The sequence below is a fragment of the Brucella sp. genome (assembly GCF_032066345.1).
Lineage (GTDB): Bacteria > Pseudomonadota > Alphaproteobacteria > Rhizobiales > Rhizobiaceae > Brucella > Brucella pseudogrignonensis.
In genome coordinates, this window is record NZ_DAMBKZ010000001.1 from 107,445 (window position 1) to 128,944 (window position 21,500).

Genomic DNA, 21,500 nt, shown 5'->3' on the forward strand with positions numbered 1-21,500 from the left:
ATTTTCGCCACAATGCGTTGCATAGATGCAACGCTATTGGGTAACATGGTTAACATGAATACAGCGAATCTGACGACGGATATGGATAAGGTGGGGCGATCATCGCAAGGCGGTGAGGGGCGCAGGCTTCTTGCATTGCCCGGTATTATTACCGTTGTGTTGGCGCTGGTTACAGCGTCAATTTCTTTTGCCATCCTTATCGGTATCACGCCAATCACGCCTGATCGCAACGTGACGATTGCGTTGGTTATCGTCAATGTTGCGCTAATTGTTTTTCTTATCCTGCTGATTTGCCGCGAGATTTTCCGTATCGTATCGGCTCGCAGATCGGGAAAAGCAGCTTCTCGTCTGCATGTCCGCATCGTCGCGCTGTTCTCATTGATTGCGGCCGTTCCGGCAATCGTGGTGGCAATTGTCGCTTCCGTGACGCTTAATCTCGGACTTGATCGGTGGTTTGATACGAATACACGCGATATCGTGAGTTCGTCCCAGAGTTTGGCCGACTCCTATCTCCGCGATACGGCACTTAACTTGCAGAGCACGTCTTTTTCGATGCTGCAGGAGCTGGATGCTCAACGCACGCTTTACAGTCTCGATAGGGGTGGGTTCATCCGCTATATGACGCTGCAAGCCGGTGGCCGCGGGCTGCTCGGTGCATTTCTGGTTCGTGAAGACGGCACTGTTATCGTTAAAAGCGAAACTGGTGTGGAAACACGACTTCCACCTCCTACCGAAGATGCTCTGCAAACAGCCTCTGACGGTAAGCCGGTTATCATCCCCCCGGGTGATCTGAACTTCGTCGGCGCTGTTATCAAGATGCGCGAAATACCGGATCTGTATCTTTATACGGTTCGGGCTATCGATCAGCAGATATTGGACGCAATGCGTCTGATGAAAGCCAATACAGAACGCTATCAGGAGATGGATGCTACGCGCATTCCGACCCAGATCGCTTTTGCTCTTCTCTATTTTGGTCTGACTCTCATTGTCCTGTTATCGGCTATTTGGACCGGTATTGCCGTTGCTGACCGTCTGGTTCGCCCGATCAGGCTTCTGATTGGTGCTGCTGATGATGTGGCTGCTGGCAATCTCGATATTTCTGTGCCGGTACGCTCGTCGGATGGTGACGTTGGTGCGCTTTCGGGCACCTTCAACAACATGGTCGCCGAGCTTAAGAGCCAGCGTAACGAACTTCTGTCGGCGAAAGACCAGATCGATGAACGCCGTCGCTTCTCCGAAGCCGTGCTTTCGGGCGTTACAGCCGGTGTTATCGGCATCGAAACGGATGGCTCGATTTCGATCCTCAATCGCTCTGCCGAGCATATGTTCGGGGTCAGCTCAGAGGATGCAATTGGCAAGAGTCTAAGCAGCATTGCTCCTGAAATCGGGCAGGCTTTTGAAGTTGCCCGCACGACGGGTCGCACTGTTCATCGCGAGCAGGTCAGCATGACTCGTGGTGGTGTTGCGCGTACCTTCAACGTGCAGGTAACTGTTGAGGATGCGGAATCCGATGATCACTCTTATGTCGTCACCGTTGATGACATTACCGATCTCGTTCAGGCACAGCGTTCGTCTGCATGGGCTGATGTTGCGCGCCGCATTGCACATGAGATCAAAAACCCGCTCACACCGATCCAGCTTTCGGCTGAACGCATTCGTCGTCGTTATGGCAAGGTGATTACCGAGGATCGCGAAGTCTTCGATCAATGCACCGATACGATCATTCGTCAGGTCGGCGATATTGGTCGTATGGTCGATGAATTCTCCGCTTTTGCGCGTATGCCCAAGCCTGAAATGAAGGCCATGGATATGCGCGAGGCGCTGCGGGAAGCATCGTTCCTCATTGAAGTCAGCCGTCAGGATATTCAGTTCGCCAATGAATATGGTTCTGAAAAGCTGATTGGTTCGTTTGATAGCCGCTTGCTCGGTCAGGCATTTGGCAACGTCATCAAGAATGCCAGTGAAGCAATTGATGCTGTGCCCAAGGAAGAGCGCGGCGAGGGGCATATTCTTGTGCGCTCAATGAAGGCGGACGGGAACCTGATCGTCGATGTCATCGATAACGGCAAAGGTCTGCCGGGTGATGATCGTCAGAAGCTCCTGGAGCCTTATATGACGACGCGAGAAAAAGGCACGGGTCTTGGCCTCGCTATCGTCCGCAAGATCGTGGAAGACCACGGCGGACATTTGGAATTGCATGATGCGCCAGCAGATTTCCACGGAGGACGTGGCGCAATGATACGTATGATCTTTCCTGAGGTTTCCGCCGGTCCATCCGGTGTGGAAGAGGGAAATCCCGGAAACGAGATAATTGGACAGGTGAACTGATATGGCAGCCGATATTCTTGTAGTTGATGACGAAGCGGATATTCGGGAACTCGTTGCAGGTATCCTCAGCGACGAAGGCTATGAAACCCGCACAGCCTTTGATGCCGATAGTGCGCTTGCGGCGATTGATGATCGCGTGCCACGTTTGGTGTTTCTCGATATCTGGTTGCAGGGCAGCCGTCTTGATGGTCTTGCACTGCTCGATGAAATCAAGAAGCAGCATCCCGATCTGCCAGTGGTGATGATTTCCGGTCACGGCAATATTGAAACGGCTGTGTCTGCGATCCGTCGCGGTGCTTATGATTTTATCGAAAAGCCTTTCAAGGCGGATCGTCTCATTCTGGTTGCCGAACGTGCGCTGGAAACGTCGAAGCTGAAGCGTGAGGTTTCAAATCTGCGCAAGCGCGGCGGCAACAGTATGGAACTCATTGGCGCGTCACTTGCGATCAACCAGCTGCGCCAGACCATCGAGCGCGTTGCACCAACCAATAGCCGCATCATGATCACCGGCCCTTCGGGTGCGGGTAAAGAGCTGGCGGCACGCGCCATTCATGCGCAATCGAGCCGCGCCAATGGCCCATTCGTGACCGTCAATGCTGCAACCATTACGCCGGAGCGTATGGAAATCGAGCTTTTCGGCACCGAAATGGATGGTGGTGAACGCAAGGTCGGTGCGCTTGAGGAAGCGCATGGCGGCATTCTTTATCTTGATGAAGTCGCCGACATGCCGCGCGAAACGCAGAACAAGATTTTGCGCGTTCTCGTCGATCAGCAGTTTGAACGCGTTGGCGGAACCAAGCGCGTGAAGGTGGATGTCCGCATCATTTCCTCTACGGCACAGAACCTTGAAGGCATGATTGCCGAGGGTACTTTCCGCGAAGACCTTTTCCATCGCCTTTCTGTGGTGCCTGTGCATGTGCCACCGCTTGCAGCGCGCCGCGAAGACATTCCATCGCTGGTCGAGTATTTCATGACGCAGATTGCCGAGCAGGCCGGTATCAAGCCGCGCAAGATCGGATCTGACGCCATGGCAGTTCTGCAGGCGCATAGCTGGCCGGGCAATATTCGCCAGCTGCGCAACAATGTTGAACGCCTGATGATTCTGGCGCGTGGCGATGATCCGGAAGCACCTGTAACCGCTGATCTTCTGCCTGCAGAAATTGGCGACACGCTGCCGCGCGCGCCGACTGAATCCGATCAGCACATCATGGCATTGCCGTTGCGTGAGGCGCGCGAGCGTTTCGAGAAGGAATATCTCATCGCGCAGATCAATCGCTTTGGTGGCAATATCTCGCGTACGGCTGAATTTGTCGGCATGGAACGCTCGGCATTGCATCGCAAGCTGAAGTCGCTCGGCGTTTAATATTCAAGTAGGCGGGATGATATGCGTGTAATCGTATGCGGAGCAGGGCAGGTCGGCTATGGTATTGCCGAGCGGCTTGCTGCCGAAGAAAATGACGTCTCCGTCATTGATACGTCCGCGCGCCATATCGAGATTGTCCGCGACACACTGGATGTGCGTGGCTTCGTCGGCCATGGCTCGCAACCAGATGTGCTCGCCGCCGCCGGTGCCAACGAAGCCGATATGATTATTGCGGTGACGCTGTCTGACGAAGTCAACATGGTGGCCTGTCAGGTGGCGCATTCGGTTTTCAATGTGCCGACCAAGATTGCGCGCATTCGCGCACAGTCTTATCTCAAGGCCGAATATCAGGACCTGTTCCTGCGCGAAAACCTGCCCATTGATGTGATTATCTCGCCGGAGCTTGAGGTCGGTGAAGTGGTTTTGCGGCGCATCGCCTTACAGGGCGCGACCGATGTGCTGCGATTTGCCGATGATAAGATCATCGGTCTCGCCATCGAATGTCTGGAAGAATGCCCGGTTATCAATACGCCGCTGAAACAGCTGTCCGACCTTTTTCCTGGACTGGCTGCGACAGTCGTGGGCGTTGTGCGCAATGGTAGCCTGTTTATTCCACGCTCCAACGATCAACTACATGCCGGTGATCTTGCCTATGTCGTCACGACCCGCGAGCAGGTCCGCAGAACGCTGTCATTGTTCGGGCATGAGAAGCCGGAAGCGCATCGTATTGTTATCGCAGGCGGTGGCAATATCGGGCTTTATGTCGCCAAGGCTATTGAAGAGCGTAAGTGGCAGACGCGTATCAAGATGATCGAGAGCGAGCACGAGCGCGCCTTCGCGATTGCCGACCAGCTCAACCGGACCATGGTTCTGCATGGCAGTGCGCTTGACCAGGCACTTTTGCAGGAAGCCGATATCGAGGACGCCGATCTTTTTGTGGCGCTGACCAATCAGGATCAGGTCAATATCCTCTCCAGTATCATGGCCAAGCGCCTTGGCTGTAAGGCCAATATGGCTTTGATCAATACGGTTGCGTATCAGGATTTCACCCACATGGTGGGGATTGACGCCTATATCAATCCGAAAGCCGTTACCGTATCGAAGATATTGCAGCATGTCCGGCGTGGTCGTATCCGTGCCGTCTATAGTGTCTATCGGGACATGGCGGAAATCATTGAGGCGGAAGCGCTTGAGACGTCGTCGCTGGTCGGTGCGCCTCTGCGCGATCTCGATCTGCCGGAAGGCCTGCGAATCGGCGCAATCTATCGCGACGGACAGGTTATCCAGCCCAATGGCAATGTTCGCATCAAGCCGAAAGACCGTGTTGTGATCTTTGCGACCGCTGATGCTATCAAGCATGTGGAGCAAATGTTCCGCGTAAGCCTCGAGTTCTTCTAGCTAGCAATTTGATGTATCTATTTTATTAGCTGATCTTTATATGATGCCGCAGTTCTTCTTCCTCGGTGTCATTCATGGATATCTGCACTTTCTGGTATGGGCCGCGGCTGCGCGATGTTGATCGCATCTGTCTGGCATCGATGGTGATGACCGGTCAGCGTGTGAAGCTGTTTTCATACGCGCCGATCGAGAACGTGCCAGCGGGCGTCGAACTACACGATGCCAGCAGCATTCTGCCTGAGCTGGTGTTTAAGCGTCTTGATCCCGGCTATCCGAATTTCCACAGCCGGACGACGATCGTTCAGTTCAGCGATATTTTCCGTATAATGCTGATGAAGCATCAGCAGGGTGTGTGGCTCGATACGGATGTTTACCTGCTCAAGCAGTTTCATCCCGACCCGTCAAAGCCATATCTCGCGCGCGAGAATCGATTCCGCGTTGGCGTGTCCGCGCTTTATCTGCCGCATGACCATCCGATTATCCGCGAATTTGAAGCTTATGTGGCTGCCAGCTATCCGTTGCCGCGTTGGCTTGGATTGCGACGTGGAAAGCTGCGCCCGCTTTATTATCGCGTGATCGGTAAGGAAGTTACGCCCGCCGCCATTGGAATCACTATTTTTGGAAATGACGGCATATCCCGGCTGGCGCGCAAGTATGGCATCTTCAGAAATGCAGCTCCGCAGGAGAATTTCTATTACTGGGTCGGTAAGGAAGCGACGCGGATTTACGATCCGGCTTATGGGATTGAACCTACCAAACATCCTGATTTCATTGGCTTTCATATCCATAAGAAGCATAAGGAAGTCGTCTCGATGCAACCGGGAAGCTTCTATATGTGGGCGATTGACCGCGTGAGACCGCTGCTTGGTGAGCCACTTTCTTTCGAGCAAAATCAGTGCTCATCCGTTGGTGCCTAGAAAGAATTGCTTGCCTGCATTTGAATTTGCTGGTTGCGCAAAGATTCCCATCCTGTTAACCGAAGCTAAAGAGCGAAGCAGTTGTCTTTCCACAGCAATTGCGATCAGTGCCAGGCTTTGCGCAATCCGGGTGCTTGATTTATGTGTGTGCGCGTGTTCGTCTGGCATTAAACGAACAAACTGCTGATCGATTAAAGGAATAAAAACAATGGCTGAACGATCGCAAAATCTTCAAGACCTTTTCCTCAATTCTGTACGCAAGCAGAAAATTTCACTGACCATCTTCCTTATTAATGGCGTGAAGCTCACGGGTATCGTGACGTCCTTTGACAATTTCTGCGTATTGCTGCGTCGCGATGGTCATTCGCAGCTTGTTTACAAGCATGCAATTTCGACCATCATGCCGAGCCAGCCGGTACAGATGTTCGAGGGTGAGGAAGTCTGACGCTTATCAGTTTATAACTGACCAGTTTTATACTGGAGCGTGGTGATCTCTTGAAACTGTCACACCGCTCCAGTTTTTTCGATTCCGATCCACGTCCGGTTTGGGCAATATGGATCATGATTTGATTAGCCGGGGCGTCTTCTGTTTGAAACCGCAAGTGCGGAGACCTATCTGCTGGATAGTTCGTTTCCGTATCCCGGAGTAAGTTTATTTGTCGAAATTCAAGGGTAAGAACGTATCGCCTGCCGATGAAAACAAGGGATTTGGTGTGTCTGAACCAGAACCCACAAGAGCGGCGGTTATCGTTCCAATTTTGCCAGAGCGGCACAATACAAGCACTGCAAGTGAAGAAGGCGAGAGACCCCAGTTCCAGCGCTCCAATGAAGCGCGGCTGGAAGAAGCCGTCGGTCTTGCGCGTGCGATCAATCTCGAAATTGCCCATGCCGAAAACGTGATCGTCAATCAGCCGAGGCCTGCGACCCTTCTGGGAACCGGCAAGGTTGAAGCTGTTGCTGAAGTCGTCAAAGAAAAGGCGATTGGCCTTGTTATCGTTGATCATGCGCTGACGCCTGTGCAGCAGCGCAATCTTGAAAAGGAGTGGAACGTCAAGGTTATTGACCGTACCGGCCTCATTCTCGAGATTTTCGGCGAGAGAGCGCGCACCAAGGAAGGTGCGTTGCAGGTAGAGCTTGCGCATCTGAACTATCAGAAGGGCCGTCTTGTACGAAGCTGGACCCACCTTGAGCGTCAGCGCGGCGGTAGCGGCTTCCTCGGTGGTCCGGGTGAAACGCAGATCGAAGCCGACAGACGTATGCTTCAAGACAAGATTTTGAAGATCAAGCGTGAGCTTGAAACGGTTGTGCGTACGCGTACGCTGCACCGGCAGAAGCGCCGCAAGGTGCCGCATCCGGTTGTCGCGCTCGTTGGTTATACGAATGCGGGCAAATCAACGCTGTTCAATCGTATGACGGGCGCGGATGTGCTGGCGGAAGATATGCTGTTCGCCACGCTCGACCCGACATTGCGTCGTATTCGTTTGCCGCATGGCGAGACGGTTATTCTGTCGGATACTGTGGGTTTCATTTCGAACCTTCCGCACCATCTGGTTGCTGCATTCCGTGCAACACTGGAAGAAGTGGTTGAGGCCGATCTGATTCTGCATGTCCGCGACATTTCTGACCCCGACAATGCAGCACAGGCCGAGGATGTCGAAAGCATTCTGGCTGGTCTCGACGTCGAGCCGCATGATCATAAGCGCGTGATCCAGATATGGAACAAGATCGACAATCTGGACGAAGCTGGCCGTGAAGCGGCTTCCCGTCTGGCTGCTGCAGGCAGCGAGGAGGGACGTCCGATCCCGCTTTCAGCCTGGACGGGTGAAGGCGTTGACAGGTTGCTTTCTTTGATCGAGACCCGCATTGCAGGCGCGCTTGGCACTGTTGATGTTGTGCTTTCTCCGTCCGAGCTTCGTATCCTCGACTGGATGTACCAGCATGGCAGCGACGTGAAGCGCGAAGATCTGGAAGATGGCTCTGTTCGTATTCAGGCACGCCTGACTGAAACGGCACGCAAAATGCTCGATGAGAAACGCGGCATTAAGCCTGTCGAACAGGATTCCGACTGGGATTGATCGGCATCTTGCGGAACAGGGCTGCAAAGCCCTATGTATGGAATATCCGTACGATTCATATTCGCCATAAATATGCAGAGGCCCATTATGAGAGATCCCATTGAAACCGTCATGAACCTCGTGCCGATGGTGGTCGAGCAGACCAACCGTGGCGAGCGGGCCTATGATATTTTCTCGCGCTTGCTGAAAGAACGCATCATCTTCGTCAACGGTCCTGTCGAAGATGGCATGTCGATGCTGATTTGCGCGCAGTTGCTCTTCCTCGAGTCTGAAAACCCGAAGAAAGAGATCAACATGTACATCAATTCGCCAGGTGGCGTTGTTACGTCCGGCATGGCGATCTACGACACGATGCAGTTCATCAAGCCTCCTGTTTCCACGCTCTGCATGGGCCAGGCTGCTTCCATGGGCTCGCTGCTTCTGACTGCAGGCGCCACTGGCCAGCGTTATGCGTTGCCAAATGCCCGCATCATGGTTCACCAGCCTTCGGGCGGCTTCCAGGGGCAGGCGTCGGATATCGAGCGTCATGCGCAGGACATCATCAAGATGAAGCGCCGTCTGAATGAAACCTACGTCAAGCACACCGGTCGCGATTATGAGACGATTGAGCGTACCCTTGATCGCGATCATTTCATGACCGCACAGGAAGCTCTCGAGTTCGGTTTGATCGATAAGGTGATCGAATCGCGCGACGCAGGCACTGAAGAAGCCAAGTAATTTTGAGGAGGCAGTTTGACTGCCTCTCCATATTTTGGCGCTCTTTGCCACAAAAGCGGCTTATTTGTTGTTCGTACCTGAAGGTTAACGAGTGGCGTTAAGCATCTGTTGGGGTTCAGGGCGCTAAAATCACTCAGATTGTGCAGAAACTGGCAGGAATGGCGATTTTTCAATTGTTCCCCGCCTAAGGTTCTGCAAAAGTCGCCAAAACAGGCTTCTTCGGTCGGGAAGCCTGCGGTGACTGGAATCCAGAGAATGTAAGCAGTGCGTTTTGACTGCTGATACGACCATTGAGGCGACGGTGTATTGTTCCCTCAATTGGATCCGAACCGGAAGAAACGATTGAAGTGGGCGCATCGCGGAATAGCGTTCAATTCAGTCAATTGAAAGGAAACTGCAATGAGCAAAGTCAGCAACAGCGGCGGCGATTCAAAGAATACGCTTTATTGCTCGTTCTGTGGCAAAAGCCAGCATGAAGTTCGTAAGCTGATTGCAGGCCCGACCGTATTTATCTGCGACGAGTGCGTCGAACTTTGCATGGACATCATCCGCGAGGAAAACAAAACCTCGATGGTGAAATCGCGCGAAGGTGTACCTACGCCGCAGGAAATTATGGACGTTCTTGACGATTATGTCATCGGCCAGAAGGGCGCCAAGCGCGTTCTCGCTGTAGCCGTGCACAATCACTACAAGCGTCTCGCGCATCAGACGAAGAGCAGCGACATCGAACTGGCGAAGTCCAACATTCTGTTGGTTGGCCCTACGGGTTGCGGCAAGACCTATCTTGCTCAGACACTCGCACGCATTATCGATGTTCCGTTCACCATGGCTGATGCCACGACGCTCACAGAAGCCGGCTATGTCGGTGAAGACGTCGAAAACATCATTCTAAAGCTGCTTCAGTCGGCTGATTACAACGTTGAACGCGCACAGCGCGGCATCGTTTATATCGACGAAGTCGATAAGATCAGCCGCAAGTCGGACAATCCTTCGATCACCCGCGACGTGTCGGGCGAAGGCGTTCAGCAGGCGCTTCTGAAGATCATGGAAGGCACCGTTGCTTCCGTACCGCCGCAGGGCGGTCGCAAGCATCCGCAGCAGGAATTCCTGCAGGTGGATACGACGAACATCCTGTTCATCTGCGGCGGCGCTTTTGCTGGTCTCGACAAGATCATCTCGGCACGCGGCGAGAAGACATCGATTGGTTTCGGTGCAAACGTGAAGTCGGTTGATGAGCGTCGTATCGGTGACGTGTTCAAGGAACTGGAACCCGAAGATCTGCTGAAATTCGGTCTCATTCCGGAATTCGTCGGTCGTCTGCCTGTTATCGCCACTCTGGAAGATCTGGATGTGGATGCGCTGGTACAGATCCTGACCGAGCCAAAGAACGCGCTCGTGAAGCAGTATCAGCGTCTGTTCGACATGGAAAGTGTCGAGCTGAGCTTCCACGACGACGCTCTGCGCGCGATTGCCAACAAGGCAGTTGAACGCAAGACCGGTGCTCGCGGCCTGCGCTCGATCATGGAAAAGATCCTGCTCGACACGATGTTCGAGCTTCCAACGCTGGAAGGCGTGCAGGAAGTGGTCATTTCCGGTGATGTTGTGGATGGCAGCGCTCGTCCGCTCTATATCTACGCTGAGCGGCAGGAAGAAAAGGGCAATGCGTCGGCCTGACGATTGCGAGAACTTTTGGAAAAGGCCGCGCAAGCGGCCTTTTTCTTGTCTATGTCTTGGCTGATGCTGAATACAACGAGCGCTTGTTATTGTACAAATTCCCGTGACGGCGCAGGATAGATGACGATTCTATGAATGCTGCCCCTTAAAGCAGCTTGAATTAAGGAGTTCGACACTCCAATTATGGACCGAAGCACTGGTTGTGGACTGCCTCATAATGAAAGGGGCCACAGCCTGTGGCAATCGGGTCGAATGACCTGAGAAAGGACTGAATAATGACGGGTATTGAACAGAAGACCCCAGCGGGTGGCGAAGACGGGCTGTATGCCGTTCTGCCGTTGCGCGATATCGTAGTCTTCCCCCATATGATTGTTCCGCTGTTTGTTGGACGTGAAAAGTCGATCAAAGCACTTGAAGAAGTGATGGGTGTCGACAAGCAGATTCTGCTCGCAACGCAGAAGAATGCGGCTGACGACGATCCGGCACCGGATGCAATCTATGAAATCGGCACGATCGCCAATGTGCTGCAGCTCCTCAAGCTGCCAGACGGTACCGTAAAGGTTCTCGTCGAAGGCACTGCGCGCGCCAAGGTTTCCAAGTTTACCGATCGTGAGGATTATCACGAAGCTTACGCAACGGCTCTGCCTGAGCCGGAAGAAGATGCTGTTGAAGTTGAGGCTCTGGCCCGCTCGGTGGTTTCCGACTTCGAAAACTACGTCAAGCTGAACAAGAAGATTTCGCCGGAAGTGGTTGGTGCTGCCAGCCAGATCGACGACTATTCCAAGCTCGCCGATACGGTTGCTTCGCATCTCGCTATCAAGATTCCTGAAAAGCAGGAAATGCTGTCGATTCTCTCGGTGCGTGAGCGTCTTGAGAAGGCACTTGCCTTCATGGAATCCGAGATTTCGGTTCTGCAGGTTGAGAAGCGCATCCGTGGCCGCGTTAAGCGCCAGATGGAAAAGACGCAGCGCGAATACTACCTCAACGAACAGATGAAGGCGATCCAGAAGGAACTTGGTGATGGTGAGGATGGTCGCGATGAAGCGGCTGAACTCGAAGAACGCATCAACAAGACCAAGCTTTCCAAGGAAGCTCGCGAAAAGGCACAGGCTGAGCTGAAGAAGCTGCGCAGCATGAGCCCGATGTCGGCAGAAGCGACTGTTGTTCGCAACTATCTCGACTGGCTGCTGTCTATTCCTTGGGGCAAGAAGTCGAAGATCAAGCAGGATCTGAACTTTGCCGAAGGCGTACTCGGTGACGATCACTTTGGTCTGGAAAAGGTCAAGGAGCGCATTGTCGAGTATCTCGCGGTGCAGGCTCGCTCGACCAAGATCAAGGGTCCGATCCTCTGTCTCGTTGGACCTCCCGGTGTTGGTAAGACCTCGCTTGCACGTTCGATTGCCAAGGCTACCGGCCGTGAATATGTCCGTATGTCGCTCGGCGGCGTGCGTGACGAGGCTGAAATCCGCGGTCATCGCCGCACCTATATCGGTTCGATGCCCGGCAAGGTCATCCAGTCGATGAAGAAGGCGAAGAAGTCCAACCCGCTCTTCCTGCTCGATGAAATCGACAAGATGGGCCAGGATTTCCGTGGCGATCCGTCATCGGCAATGCTTGAGGTACTGGACCCAGAACAGAACTCGACCTTCATGGATCATTACCTTGAGGTTGAATATGATCTGTCGAACGTCATGTTCGTAACGACTGCCAATACGCTGAACATTCCTGGTCCACTTCTGGACCGTATGGAAGTCATCCGTATTGCCGGTTACACCGAAGATGAAAAGCTCGAGATTGCCAAACGGCACCTGCTGCCAAAGGCGATCAAGGATCATGCTCTGCAGCCGAAGGAGTTTTCGGTCACGGACGATGCGCTGCGTAACGTTATCCGTCTTTACACGCGTGAAGCCGGTGTTCGTAGCCTTGAACGTGAGATGATGACTCTGGCACGTAAGGCCGTGACCGAGATTCTGAAGTCGAAGAAGAAGTCGGTGAAGATCACTGACAAGAACCTCTCCGATTATCTCGGTGTCGAGCGCTTCCGTTATGGTCAGATTGATGGCGAAGATCAGGTCGGTGTTGTCACAGGCCTGGCATGGACTGAAGTGGGCGGCGAATTGCTGACCATCGAAGGTGTCATGATGCCTGGTAAGGGTCGCATGACTGTCACGGGTAATCTCCGTGATGTGATGAAGGAATCGATTTCTGCGGCGGCATCTTATGTTCGCTCGCGTGCGGTTGATTTCGGCATCGAACCTCCGTTGTTCGACAAGCGCGACATCCACGTTCACGTACCGGAAGGTGCGACGCCAAAGGATGGCCCGTCGGCTGGTATCGCCATGGTCACGGCAATTGTCTCTGTTATGACCGGTATTCCGGTTCGTAAGGACGTTGCGATGACCGGTGAAGTGACGTTGCGTGGCCGTGTGCTTCCTATCGGCGGTCTCAAGGAAAAGCTGCTTGCTGCATTGCGTGGCGGCATCAAGAAGGTTCTGATCCCGGAAGAAAACGCCAAGGATCTGGCGGATATTCCGGACAATGTGAAGAACAATCTTGAGATCGTTCCAGTGTCGCGAGTCGGTGAAGTGCTGAAACATGCACTGGTTCGTGAGCCGCAGCCGATCGAGTGGACAGAGCCTGAAACGCCTGTTGCATCCGCTCCTGTGGACGACGATGCAGGTGTTTCAACAGCACATTAGTCATTGCTAGTGGCTAATAAGCATACAATGCCGGGCTAAATGCCCGGCATTTCTGTGTTTAACCCCGGTTTTCCGGGGTTTTTTCGTGTTGACAGGCTTGGTTTGTCAACCGATTTGAATAAACTGCACCCAATCCGGTCGCGTTATTCGTTCCGGTAGATAAAGAAAGGAAATGCCTATGAACAAGAACGAATTGGTCGCCGCAGTAGCGGAAAAGGGCGGTTTGACTAAGGCCGACGCAGGAACTGCTGTTGACGCTGTACTCGCAGCTGTCACCGGTGCTCTCAAGGCTGGCGAAGAAGTACGCCTGCCAGGCTTCGGCGTTTTCTCCGTTTCGCATCGCGCAGCTTCGACTGGCCGTAACCCTTCGACCGGTATGGAAGTTGCTATTCCTGCCCGCAACGTGCCGAAGTTCTCGGCTGGCAAGGGCCTGAAGGATGCCGTTAACGGCTAATCCTTATGAACTGGCGCGGCATGATCGCGATCAGTTATGCGAGAAGGCCCGGTTTGACCGGGCTTTTTTCATTTCTACGGTCTATGATTTCGATTGGGAGGTTTCGCGATGCGCTTTCGTAAAATGAGTATGGCTCTCCCGGTTATTGGCTTCGCAGGGCTCCTTTTCGGTATCCAATCCTCGCAAGCGGAAAGCTGTGGCGAGCAGGTCTTTCAGGACACCAAATTCATCATCTGTACGGTGAAGGCCAAAGAAAACCTGCGTCTGTTCTGGAAGGGCGCAGATGGCGAGCCTTATCGCAATTTCTCGAAAGTTGCGGATGCTGAGGCTGCACAAGGCAAAACGCTGTCGTTCGCGTTTAATGCGGGAATGTACAGGGAAGATTTCGCGCCTATGGGGCTCTATGTCGAGGACGGGCAGGAACTGGTTGCTGCCGATACGAAAGTGCCTCAGCGCGCGTCTGGCCCAGTTCCGAACTTCTATAAAAAGCCCAATGGTGTTTTCTATTTTGATAATGACAGCGCCGGCATTGTTTCGACTGACAGGTTTTTGAAACGTCGGCCGCAGGCGCGCTTTGCGACTCAATCCGGACCGATGCTGGTCATTCAGAACAAGCTCAATCCGATTCTGATCAAAGGATCGACGGACCGGACCCGCAGAAGCGGCGTTGGTGTTTGCGCCGATGAGACCATCCACTTTGCGATTAGCGAAGATGCGGTGAATTTCTATGACTTCGCGTCACTGTTTCGAGATGAGCTGAAATGCGCGAACGCACTGTTCCTCGACGGTGGTGGCGGTGCTGGAATTTACAATCCAGCCATGGGGAGAAACGATATCTCGTGGCATGGCGGATATGGCCCGATTGTGGGATTTGTTGAATAGCAAAGCGCTGCATAGTTCTGTCACGAATTTAACGCGCTGAGCTAGTGTAGAAAACATAAGTGCCTGTTGTCCGTCCATCAAAATCGAGAATGTATATAAGCTTTCATAGCTTCTCGCAAATTTAGACTACACAGCTTCGTATAGTTGGCATTTATCGTATATAAAAACGCGCAGTGAGTTTTTAAGGGGGAAACATGGCACGTAAACGAATGCCGACCGAGAGCGAAACAAACGCTTTGGTCGAAAGCAGAAGACGCTGTTGTCTCTGTTTTGCTCTTGAGAGAAAAACAGAGATGAATGCTGGTCAAATTGCGCACCTAGATGGCAATAGTTCCAATCACTCTCCCACAAACCTAGCGTTCTTGTGTTTGAAACACCATGATGAATACGATTCTTCAACTTCTCAAAGCAAAGGGTTTAAGATTCAAGAAGTTAAAGCCTACAAACAAGAACTTCTAGAGTGGTTAGGCTCAGCGCTTTCTCAAAAAGTTTATTACGGCATCTTGTCTCTTCCACCAGATGATCCATACGCGGGACAGTGGATTAGATTAGAAACTGATGAGTCTCCGGCAGAGGTTCGAATTATTCCTCTACCTGAAAGTCCTGAAGGACAAGCTCGATATTTCGTCTGTGGGGAAACTTATCACGGTGTATCTCGGGATCTTGGACCCAACTTGGGTTTTCTGGAATTTTACTCAGAAATAACAGAAGAAAATTCGCTTCATTACAGTCGACCTTCATTTAGTGGCAGTGCAGTTACCGAACTTACATTCACACAAGACGGATATATGAGGTTGCAAGAAGACGATGTATTTGGCCAGTACGGCGTGGGAGTGACTTTTGCAGGTGTTTACCAGCGAGTCTCGTAAGACATTTTTTAATGTAAGATAAATATAACCACTTACAGATCGATGTGATCAAATGATTAAGCCGGGCACTAGGGCCCGGCTCTGATATATACACTTACTCAGCAGCTTCTGCTTTGCCCTTTGGGCGCCGCTCCAGCAGTTCTTTCAGGAACTGGCCTGTATAAGAGCGCTTTTCCTTCACGATGTCTTCCGGACGTCCAACGGCCACGATCTCGCCGCCGCCATCACCACCTTCCGGACCAAGATCGATAACCCAGTCGGCAGTCTTGATGACTTCGAGATTGTGCTCGATGACCACAACCGTATTGCCCTGTTCGACCAGCTCGTGCAGCACTTCGAGAAGCTTTGCAACGTCGTGGAAATGCAGGCCGGTCGTCGGCTCGTCAAGAATATAGAGCGTGCGACCCGTTGCGCGGCGCGACAGTTCCTTGGCGAGTTTCACGCGCTGCGCTTCACCACCCGAAAGTGTCGTTGCCTGCTGACCGACCTTGATATAGCCGAGGCCAACCTTCACCAGCGTTTCAAGCTTGTCACGCACGGCTGGAACTGCGGAGAAGAACTCAGCGCCTTCCTCAACCGTCATGTCGAGAACATCGGCAATCGACTTGCCTTTGAACTGCACTTCCAGCGTTTCGCGGTTGTAGCGCTTGCCGTGACAGACATCACAGGTGACATAGACATCCGGCAGGAAGTGCATCTCAATCTTGATGACGCCATCGCCTTGGCAGGCCTCACAGCGTCCACCTTTCACGTTGAACGAGAAGCGTCCGGGCTGATAACCGCGAGCCTTGGCTTCCGGCAGGCCGGCGAACCAATCGCGCATCGGTGTAAACGCGCCGGTATAGGTCGCCGGGTTGGAACGCGGCGTGCGGCCAATCGGCGACTGATCGATGTCGATGACTTTATCGAGGAATTCCAGTCCTTCGATGCGGTCATGCTCCGCGGGATGTTCGCGCGAGCCCATGATACGGCGCGAAGCGGCCTTGAACAGCGTTTCGATCAGGAAGGTGGACTTGCCACCACCGGATACGCCTGTAACTGCCGTGAATGTGCCAAGCGGAATATCCGCTGAAACATCCTTCAGATTGTTGCCACGCGCGCCGACAACGCGGATGCGCTTGTTCTTGGTGAGCTTGCGGCGCTCAGCGGGAACAGCTACTTCCATCGCACCCGACAGATATTTGCCGGTGAGCGAATTCGGGTTGGACATAACGTCTTTCGGCGTGCCCTGCGCGATGATCTTGCCGCCATGAACACCAGCAGCCGGGCCGATATCGACCACATAGTCTGCTGTCAGGATCGCATCTTCATCGTGTTCGACGACGATAACGGTATTGCCGAGATCGCGTAGGTGACGGAGCGTGTCGAGAAGGCGGGCATTGTCGCGCTGATGCAAGCCAATGGACGGCTCATCGAGCACGTAAAGCACGCCAGTCAGACCGGAGCCGATTTGTGAGGCAAGGCGAATACGCTGGCTTTCACCACCCGACAGCGTGCCGGAATTGCGTGCCAGTGTCAGATAGTCGAGACCAACATCGTTGAGGAACTCCAGACGTTCGCGGATTTCCTTGAGAATACGGGCAGCAATTTCGCGCTGCTTGTCGTTGAATGTGCCATCGACATCGCGGAACCACTGATCCGCATTACGGATCGACATGCTGGTGATTTCACCGATATGTTTCATGCCAACCTTCACCGCCAGCGCTTCCGGCTTCAGGCGAAAGCCTTTACAGGCCGGGCAGGGCGTCGAAGACATAAAGCGTTCGATTTCCTCACGCGACCATGCCGAATCGGTTTCTTTCCAGCGGCGCTCGAGATTGGGAATCACACCTTCAAAAGCCTTGGTGGTCTGATAGGACCGCAGGCCATCATCATACTGGAAGGTGATTTCCTTGCCCTTGGTGCCATAGAGAATGGCGTCCTGTGCTTCATCGGAAAGATCCGACCACTTGGCACTGACCTTAAAACCATAGGCTTTGCCCAGCGCTTCGAGCGTCTGATTATAATAAGGCGAAGACGAGCGAGCCCAGGGCGCAATCGCTCCATCTTTCAGGGCTGCATTCACATCTGGAACGATCAGGTTTGGATCGATTGCCTGCTGGGTTCCCAGGCCGTCACAGGTCGGACAGGCGCCAAACGGATTGTTGAAGGAAAACAGGCGCGGCTCGATTTCCGGGATTGTAAAGCCGGAAACAGGGCAGGCGAATTTTTCCGAGAACATCACGCGTTCATGCGTCTCGTTGGCCGATTTGTTCGCGGCACCACCTCCGGCAGTTTCTTCAGGCGGCAGTGGCTTGTCGGCAAATTCGGCGATCGCCAGACCTTCAGCGAGCTTGAGGCAGGTTTCAAGGCTGTCGGCGAGGCGGGTCGAGAGATCAGCGCGTACCACAACACGGTCCACGACCACATCAATATCGTGCTTGTACTTCTTGTCGAGGGCCGGAACATCAGCGATTTCATAGAAGGTGCCATCGACCTTCACACGCTGAAACCCTTTTTTCTGAAGCTCGGCCAGCTCTTTCTTGTATTCGCCTTTACGACCGCGAACGATAGGCGCGAGGATATAAAGTCGCGTGCCTTCCTCAAATGCCAGAACCCGATCAACCATCTGGCTGACTGTCTGGCTCTCAATCGGCAGGCCGGTGGCTGGCGAATAAGGCACACCCACACGCGCGAAAAGCAGGCGCATATAGTCGTAGATTTCAGTAACGGTGCCGACAGTCGAGCGCGGATTGCGGCTTGTCGTCTTCTGTTCGATGGAGATGGCAGGGGACAGACCGTCGATCTGATCGACATCTGGCTTCTGCATCATCTCAAGGAACTGGCGCGCATAAGCCGAAAGGCTTTCGACATAGCGGCGCTGACCTTCCGCATAGATCGTATCGAAGGCCAGCGATGATTTGCCGGAGCCTGAAAGGCCTGTCATCACGATCAGCTTGTCGCGTGGCAGATCTAGGTCGACATTTTTCAGATTGTGTTCACGCGCGCCACGTATGGAAATGAATTTCTGATCGCTCATTCCGCGTCCTGCCTGTTTGGTCATGTCATGGAGTGTTCGGGCGCCGATATACGTCGCGCCGCTCCATAATATGGGGATGAACCCCTTCCAGGGAAAGGGGGCCGGTCAATCGTTCGGTGCAGATTTAGCACCAGAACAAAGATCGAACAACCAACCTTCTGATAGGCGATACGAAATGTGAACGCAAGAGCGTTGACTGTTACTCCTGACAGGAGCAGACTACATTTACTCGCTGAATGGGGAGATATCGGAAGGGATGAAACGATATCGACAAGAGGTCCCAGTCAGTCGAGCCAACGCAACAGGGAGGTAAAGGAGCATGAGTCCACCTGACTACGTTGCCTAGCTTTCATATTGATGAAAGCACAATTGCTTGCGGTCATAGCTGCCTCATCTGCAAGGAATGATGCATTTTTGATTGAAACAGGTAATTGCAGAAAATTTAAAACATGCGCGGAAATATGGTGTCGCACCTCAGATTTCCGATTAGATTTATCGGCGAAGTACTGTCGATATAAGAGCATTGCTCAACCTCAAGCCCTGCGCGCCTAATAAACAGTGAGCGGCAGGGCTTATCTCTGTTCTCTCAGGAATTATCTGCTGAAAATTGTCAGTAGTTATTGCATTTTGAACAAAACAAGAACATAACTTCTGTGGAACACTATTAAAATAGCCCCTCCAATGAGAGCGCATGGAGAGTGGCTGTTGTAGAGTGTTTGCTGAGTTTCTGGTGATGGCGCATGGTTGCGCCTGATCTTTATTTTGGAAAGCACCCCTTGTCTGGATAAATCTGGATGAAGTCTGGATGAAGACGTGCGGGAAGGCGTGCTTGCGAGACCCGGAGTAAGTTTTCGATGGCTGGTAGCGTCAACAAAGTCATTCTGGTCGGCAATCTTGGTGCCGATCCTGAAATTCGTCGCCTCAATTCAGGCGATCAGATCGCCAATCTGCGCATTGCAACTTCGGAAAGCTGGCGCGACCGTCAGACCGGCGAACGCAAGGATCGTACCGAATGGCACAGCGTTGTCATTTTCAACGAAAATCTTGCCAAGGTTGCCGAGCAGTATCTGAAAAAGGGTGCTAAGGTTTATATCGAAGGCGCACTGCAGACCCGCAAGTGGCAGGACCAGAACGGCAACGACCGCTACAGCACCGAAATCGTGTTGCAGAAGTTCCGCGGCGAGCTTCAGATGCTCGATGGCCGTGGTGAAGGCGGCGGTGAAGGTCGCTCATTCGGCGGTGGTGGCGGTGGCAATCGCAACCAGATGTCGGATTATTCCGGCGGCGGCGGTGATTTCGGTTCCTCCGGCCCATCCAATCAGGGTGGCGGCGGCGGTGGTTTCTCCCGCGATCTCGACGACGAAATTCCATTCTAAGAGCGGATATAATCTGCTTTATAAGATAAGCACGATAAGGCGCTGTTTTTACAGCGCCTTTTCTATTGGTTGTTAGCTGCTAAAATCAAAGAAAGCCAAACTAGGAGCGCATTTAAAGCGCATCCTCACAAATGCGAACCGGTTTTCGGAACAAGATGCGCGTACAAACAAAGAGATAGAGCAGTTCCAATGATTCGGTTTTAACAGAAACCGCACTAAGGAGGCTTATCAGCGTGGTCCATCCGGATATGTGATCTGCTCGCCGTCTTCTTTCGTGAATGAAGCAACGGGATTTTCCAGAAGAGGCAGAACCAGTTCTGAAGGGCGGCATAGTCTCGTGCCGAGCGGTGTTTCTACAATAGGCCGATTGATCAGGATTGGATGAGCCATCATGAAGTCGATCAGCGCGTCATCGCTCCATTTCGGGTCAGACAAGTTGAGTTCGACATAAGGTGTGCCTTTCTCGCGCAACAATTCCCGCGGCTTTACATTCATAGCCGCCAGAAGCCCTGTCAGACGTTCCCGTGTAGGCGGGTTTTGTACATATTCGATGATGACTGGTTCTTCACCGCTGGCACGGATGATTGCCAACGTATTGCGCGAAGTGCCGCATTTCGGGTTGTGAAAAATAGTCACTGTCATCGGCGTCTTCCTGCCTGAATTAGTTACAGAATAATTCCTTAAACTTGAATCAGTTTAAGGTAAAATTATGCTGTAAATATAAAGTGTTAGAGCGACTTTTGTGCGCCAAAAAGGGCGCACGGCGCACTCGTGGATTGAGTTTATCGTTTGAATCCCGGCTGACACTTATGCTGAGCAAATGTTAGAATCAGACCACCAGTGCGTGATTAAAGCCGCCTCTGGGCCGCTTTTAGCAGTATCTGAATTAGTATGATCTAGTTCATGTCATTCATCTGAGGATCGCCGGGATAAGTCTCGATTGAGAATTCCATATTGTCGGCAGAGAACCGGGTGAGCGAATATTGGATCGGTTCCCCATCCGTGTTCACATTGATAGCTTTGGCTGTCAGCACAATGGCGCCTGGCGAAAGTTTTAAATGTTTCAGATCATCAGAATCTGCATGTCGGGCGGATATGATTGTCGATTTGCGGAAATAATCCGTAAGACCTGCTTTTCTGAAAGCCACGGTGACAGAACCACTCTCTGCATAGTCCGTGGTGATTTCCGGAAATTTTTCGGCGCTGATCCAAAGTGTAGCGCGCGACACAGGGCGTCCGTCGGCACTGTGTAAGGTTTCCAGTTGCGTAACAGGTGAACCGATCTCAATCGCAAGAGCTTCGGCTATGTCTTGAGAAGCGGGCACTGTGTCGGAAGCGAGCAATGCGCCCTTCATGTCTCGTACCTGCGAAGCCAGCGATTGCGAAATACGCGTGCGGCGCCCGATCTGGTAGGTAAGGCGTTTTGCATTGGCGATAAAAGTGCCGCGTCCTTGTTCCGCGCGCAATACGCCTTCCTGCGTAAGAGCCGCAATTGCGCTGCGCACCGTATGGCGATTGACGCCAAATCGTTCTGCCAGGTCCATTTCGGCTGGCATACGCGCGCCCGTAGCAAGTTTCCCGGCCATGATGTCGCCGCGTATCTCGTCGGCAATCTGCCGCCAGATGGCTACACCGCTGTTTCTCTCAATCCGCCCGCTCTTTTTCATCTGCGCCTTTGTCATCAATTGTCATCGTCCTGTCATTGGCAGGGTGTATTCATTCTGGTATT

Annotated in this window: 16 protein-coding genes and 1 pseudogene; 14 read left to right on the forward strand and 3 right to left on the reverse strand. The window is 52.8% G+C overall.

Going from position 1 to position 21,500, the window contains the following annotated elements; all coding sequences use genetic code 11:
* The first annotated feature begins 12 nt into the window (after window positions 1–12).
* From RT142_RS00600 to RT142_RS00660, 13 genes and pseudogenes are all read left to right on the forward strand, one after another.
* Window positions 13–2,328 (forward strand): sensor histidine kinase NtrY-like, encoded by a 2,316-nt coding sequence (locus tag RT142_RS00600; RefSeq protein WP_064320662.1) that lies wholly within the window; start codon window positions 13–15, stop codon window positions 2,326–2,328.
* 1 nt (window position 2,329) lies between these two features.
* A complete protein-coding gene (locus RT142_RS00605; RefSeq protein WP_007875116.1) occupies window positions 2,330–3,691 on the forward strand; it encodes a sigma-54-dependent transcriptional regulator in 1,362 nt (453 codons plus the stop codon).
* Between the two features lie 21 nt (window positions 3,692–3,712).
* Window positions 3,713–5,089, forward strand: coding sequence for a Trk system potassium transporter TrkA (gene trkA / locus RT142_RS00610; RefSeq protein ID WP_007875115.1), 1,377 nt, complete (start codon window positions 3,713–3,715; stop codon window positions 5,087–5,089).
* Between the two features lie 74 nt (window positions 5,090–5,163).
* Window positions 5,164–6,006, forward strand: coding sequence for a hypothetical protein (locus tag RT142_RS00615; RefSeq protein WP_313026506.1), 843 nt, complete (start codon window positions 5,164–5,166; stop codon window positions 6,004–6,006).
* Window positions 5,981–6,209 (forward strand): annotated as a pseudogene (locus RT142_RS00620) (hypothetical protein). The gene RT142_RS00615 and the pseudogene RT142_RS00620 overlap by 26 nt, the downstream one beginning before the upstream one ends.
* A gap of 5 nt (window positions 6,210–6,214) precedes the next feature.
* On the forward strand, window positions 6,215–6,451 hold the full coding sequence (gene hfq, locus RT142_RS00625; protein WP_007875113.1) for an RNA chaperone Hfq: 237 nt from the start codon (window positions 6,215–6,217) through the stop codon (window positions 6,449–6,451).
* A gap of 211 nt (window positions 6,452–6,662) precedes the next feature.
* Window positions 6,663–8,081, forward strand: coding sequence for a GTPase HflX (gene hflX / locus RT142_RS00630; protein ID WP_064320659.1), 1,419 nt, complete (start codon window positions 6,663–6,665; stop codon window positions 8,079–8,081).
* Between the two features lie 87 nt (window positions 8,082–8,168).
* A complete protein-coding gene (gene clpP, locus RT142_RS00635) occupies window positions 8,169–8,798 on the forward strand; it encodes an ATP-dependent Clp endopeptidase proteolytic subunit ClpP (protein ID WP_007875110.1) in 630 nt (209 codons plus the stop codon).
* Between the two features lie 399 nt (window positions 8,799–9,197).
* Window positions 9,198–10,472 (forward strand): ATP-dependent Clp protease ATP-binding subunit ClpX, encoded by a 1,275-nt coding sequence (clpX, locus tag RT142_RS00640; RefSeq protein ID WP_007875108.1) that lies wholly within the window; start codon window positions 9,198–9,200, stop codon window positions 10,470–10,472.
* A gap of 275 nt (window positions 10,473–10,747) precedes the next feature.
* On the forward strand, window positions 10,748–13,171 hold the full coding sequence (gene lon, locus RT142_RS00645) for an endopeptidase La (RefSeq protein WP_007875107.1): 2,424 nt from the start codon (window positions 10,748–10,750) through the stop codon (window positions 13,169–13,171).
* 178 nt (window positions 13,172–13,349) lie between these two features.
* Window positions 13,350–13,625, forward strand: a complete 276-nt coding sequence (locus tag RT142_RS00650; RefSeq protein ID WP_007875106.1) for an HU family DNA-binding protein — start codon at window positions 13,350–13,352, stop codon at window positions 13,623–13,625.
* Window positions 13,626–13,733: 108 nt separating this feature from the next.
* Window positions 13,734–14,507: a phosphodiester glycosidase family protein gene (locus RT142_RS00655; protein ID WP_409558554.1), complete on the forward strand. Its 774-nt coding sequence runs from the start codon at window positions 13,734–13,736 to the stop codon at window positions 14,505–14,507.
* A gap of 194 nt (window positions 14,508–14,701) precedes the next feature.
* Window positions 14,702–15,376 (forward strand): hypothetical protein, encoded by a 675-nt coding sequence (locus RT142_RS00660; RefSeq protein WP_313026511.1) that lies wholly within the window; start codon window positions 14,702–14,704, stop codon window positions 15,374–15,376.
* A gap of 94 nt (window positions 15,377–15,470) precedes the next feature.
* Here RT142_RS00660 and uvrA read toward each other — a convergent pair whose 3' ends face one another.
* A complete protein-coding gene (gene uvrA, locus RT142_RS00665) occupies window positions 15,471–18,395 on the reverse strand; it encodes an excinuclease ABC subunit UvrA (protein ID WP_312470457.1) in 2,925 nt (974 codons plus the stop codon).
* A gap of 854 nt (window positions 18,396–19,249) precedes the next feature.
* On the opposite strand from uvrA, the gene ssb reads away from it, so the two are divergent.
* Entirely contained in the window at window positions 19,250–19,771 is a 522-nt protein-coding gene (gene ssb / locus RT142_RS00670; RefSeq protein WP_079211933.1) for a single-stranded DNA-binding protein, read from the forward strand.
* A gap of 228 nt (window positions 19,772–19,999) precedes the next feature.
* Here ssb and arsC read toward each other — a convergent pair whose 3' ends face one another.
* Entirely contained in the window at window positions 20,000–20,413 is a 414-nt protein-coding gene (gene arsC, locus RT142_RS00675; RefSeq protein WP_285534693.1) for an arsenate reductase (glutaredoxin), read from the reverse strand.
* Window positions 20,414–20,667: 254 nt separating this feature from the next.
* On the reverse strand, window positions 20,668–21,438 hold the full coding sequence (gene phnF / locus RT142_RS00680; protein WP_039859800.1) for a phosphonate metabolism transcriptional regulator PhnF: 771 nt from the start codon (window positions 21,436–21,438) through the stop codon (window positions 20,668–20,670).
* Window positions 21,439–21,500 lie beyond the last annotated feature (62 nt).

Coding starts and splice junctions, on each gene's coding strand:
- RT142_RS00600 (WP_064320662.1), top strand. CDS start 13: ATGCGTTGCATAGATGCAACGCTATTGGGTAACATGGTTAACATGAAT.
- RT142_RS00605 (WP_007875116.1), top strand. CDS start 2,330: ATGGCAGCCGATATTCTTGTAGTTGATGACGAAGCGGATATTCGGGAA.
- trkA (WP_007875115.1), top strand. CDS start 3,713: ATGCGTGTAATCGTATGCGGAGCAGGGCAGGTCGGCTATGGTATTGCC.
- RT142_RS00615 (WP_313026506.1), top strand. CDS start 5,164: ATGGATATCTGCACTTTCTGGTATGGGCCGCGGCTGCGCGATGTTGAT.
- hfq (WP_007875113.1), top strand. CDS start 6,215: ATGGCTGAACGATCGCAAAATCTTCAAGACCTTTTCCTCAATTCTGTA.
- clpP (WP_007875110.1), top strand. CDS start 8,169: ATGAGAGATCCCATTGAAACCGTCATGAACCTCGTGCCGATGGTGGTC.
- clpX (WP_007875108.1), top strand. CDS start 9,198: ATGAGCAAAGTCAGCAACAGCGGCGGCGATTCAAAGAATACGCTTTAT.
- lon (WP_007875107.1), top strand. CDS start 10,748: ATGACGGGTATTGAACAGAAGACCCCAGCGGGTGGCGAAGACGGGCTG.
- RT142_RS00650 (WP_007875106.1), top strand. CDS start 13,350: ATGAACAAGAACGAATTGGTCGCCGCAGTAGCGGAAAAGGGCGGTTTG.
- RT142_RS00655 (WP_409558554.1), top strand. CDS start 13,734: ATGCGCTTTCGTAAAATGAGTATGGCTCTCCCGGTTATTGGCTTCGCA.
- RT142_RS00660 (WP_313026511.1), top strand. CDS start 14,702: ATGGCACGTAAACGAATGCCGACCGAGAGCGAAACAAACGCTTTGGTC.
- uvrA (WP_312470457.1), bottom strand. CDS start 18,395: ATGAGCGATCAGAAATTCATTTCCATACGTGGCGCGCGTGAACACAAT.
- ssb (WP_079211933.1), top strand. CDS start 19,250: ATGGCTGGTAGCGTCAACAAAGTCATTCTGGTCGGCAATCTTGGTGCC.
- arsC (WP_285534693.1), bottom strand. CDS start 20,413: ATGACAGTGACTATTTTTCACAACCCGAAATGCGGCACTTCGCGCAAT.
- phnF (WP_039859800.1), bottom strand. CDS start 21,438: ATGAAAAAGAGCGGGCGGATTGAGAGAAACAGCGGTGTAGCCATCTGG.